We start from the raw sequence: 2,300 nt of genomic DNA on the forward strand, positions 1-2,300 counted from the left end.
CTCAGAGGGCGGTATGTGACGCGATGTCACTGTGGATGTCACCGGAACGTGTGCGGCCGCCGCGCAAGCCGATCCGCGCCTGACGCAGAAATCGAGGAGACTACCGGCGGCCGGTACGCCAGGATCTGGGAATGGAGATGTCCAACGTTACGCGTGCGAAGGCGGCTGCGACTGCGGTCGCCGTATCGCTCGGCCTACCCGTCAGCGACGCAGTCGTGCTCCATAACTCGAACAAGCTGGCCCTACGGCTGACGCCATGCGACGTCTTTGCCCGGGTCGCCCCTGTGGGACAAGAGGTTGCACAGTTCGAAGTCGAGCTCGCTCGACGGCTCACCGAGGTCGGAAGCCCGGTGTGTCCCCTGGAGCCCCGGGCGTGTACACGCGCGATGGCTTCGCCGTGACGCTGTGGATCTACTACGAGCCCGTGACACCTCACCTCTCACCAGTCGAATACGCCCAGGCGCTGGAGCGGCTGCACGCCGGCCTGCGCGAGGCCGAGGTGCCCAGCCAACGGTTCACCGGCCGCATCACGGAGGCAGAAGACGTCGTTGCCGACCCGGAACGTTCGCCGGAGCTCGCCGACACAGAGCGCGTCTTCCTCAGCGGCAGACTCGCAAGCCTGCGCAAGGCGATCGAGGAGCGCGGCGCCGTGGAGCAACTGCTCCACGGCGAGCCGCATCCAGGCAATGTGCTCAGCACGGCAAACGGCCCGTTGTTCATCGACTTTGAGACGTGCTGCCGTGGACCCGTCGAGTTCGACCTCGCCCATGCTCCCGAGATGGTCTGCGGGCACTATCCGAACCTCGACCAAGGGCTGCTGGACGAGTGCCGCCAGCTCGTCCTCGCGATGGTCGCAGCCTGGCGTTGGGAGCTGGGCGACGAGTTTCCGAACGGGAGGCTCAACGGAGAAGCGTTCCTGCGCGCACTGCACGACGGACCTCCCTGGCCGACACTCGACACGATGAACAAGCGACTGGGTGCCCAGTAGAAATCACCCCAGGCCACTCAAAGGCGACAAGGAACCGAACGGCGAGTCTCCAAGATCCTTCAGAGGGAGCGGGCGGGCCGCGGCGGTGGCGGACGGCTATGGCCGGGGCTGGGTGAACAAGCCCTGCTCGATCTCGACGAGGATCCCGCGGTCGGTCAGCCGCTTGAGCTTCAGGCGAATGTTGTTGACGTTGTTCGGCTCGATCGTCAGGTCCATCGCCTCGCAGATCTGCCGCGCCCGCAGCGGATGGTCAGCGGTGGCGAACACCGCCATGATCTGCTGGTAGGCCGGATGATCCGGCAGTTTCGGTGCCGGGGGCGCGGGCGGCTGCGGATCGGGCAGTTCCAGCAGTGTCTTGCGGGTAATCCGGATTTCCTCGGCGGCCAGGTCGAGTTCGGTGAGTTGTGCGGTCAGCCGCGCGATCTGCTCCTTCGTCGCCTCGGCCTGCGTGGCAATCTCTCCTACCCGCTCATCCAGCCCGGCCAGCACCGCCCCGAGCGTCAACTCCCCGCCGGTCATGCGGTGCGCCAGGCCGGCGTGGTCGCCCCGGTCAGCCTGCGCACTATCACCGCGGTCATCGCCCAGTACACCCGCGACTCCGAACTGCGGGGCAGGTGCTCGTAGTCGCGCACCAGCCTGCGGTAAAACATCAAGATCCCGAAGGCGCGCTCCACTACCCACCGCTTGGCCTGGGGAACGAACCCGCTCTGCGCGGGGTTGCGCTCCACGACCTCCACCGCGATGCCCACCTTCTCCCCATGCGCGAGGACAGCGTTCTTGAAGCCCTGATCGACCAGGGCCTTCTCCACGGTGTCGGTGTCGGCGGCGACCTTGTCCAACAGCGCGATCCCGAGGTCGTTTTCGTGCGCCGACGCGGCCGCCACGACCACCGCGATCACCAGCCCCAACACGTCAACGGCCAGGCCGCGCTTGCGGCCCGGCACTGATGGTCTGGTCGGTCCCAGCGTCGCGCCAGACGTAGAAGTAGTACTTCACCGCGCCCGACGGCGGGAAGTCATGGGGAAGCAAGCCCCACTGACAACCGGTCCGGCCCTGGTAGAGCAGCGCGTTGACGATCTCCCGCATCTCGTAACGGCCTTGATGGCCGCTGACCGAGGGATGCGCCCCCTTCCACGCGGTGATCACCGGCTCGACCAGCGCCCACTGCTCATCGCTCAGATCGGTCTTGTAGGACTTGCGCTCGCTCACGGCGACCAGCTCAACATGCCCATGCCCGCCGACCGGCCGGGATGCCGCACCGCCACACATTCAGGTGAAGACAAAACACCTATGCACTCACGTACCGCCCTCT

General features: G+C 66.4%; 1 protein-coding gene and 2 pseudogenes. 1 reads left to right on the forward strand and 2 read right to left on the reverse strand.

Annotated features, from left to right (window positions below; translation table 11 throughout):
- Positions 1-131 precede the first annotated feature (131 nt).
- Positions 132-988: pseudogene (locus IH68_RS51295) on the forward strand (phosphotransferase).
- Between the two features lie 96 nt (positions 989-1,084).
- On the opposite strand, the gene IH68_RS0148855 reads toward IH68_RS51295, so the two are convergent.
- Together IH68_RS0148855 and IH68_RS56140 are read right to left on the reverse strand one after the other, a co-directional pair.
- A complete protein-coding gene (locus tag IH68_RS0148855; protein ID WP_030950275.1) occupies positions 1,085-1,507 on the reverse strand; it encodes a hypothetical protein in 423 nt (140 codons plus the stop codon).
- A pseudogene (locus IH68_RS56140) lies at positions 1,504-2,197 on the reverse strand (transposase). Before IH68_RS56140 ends, IH68_RS0148855 begins: the two are co-directional and overlap by 4 nt.
- Between the last annotated feature and the right edge of the window lie 103 nt (positions 2,198-2,300).

The sequence above is a fragment of the Streptomyces sp. NRRL S-646 genome, assembly GCF_000720765.1.
In the GTDB taxonomy this organism is placed as follows: Bacteria; Actinomycetota; Actinomycetes; order Streptomycetales; family Streptomycetaceae; genus Streptomyces.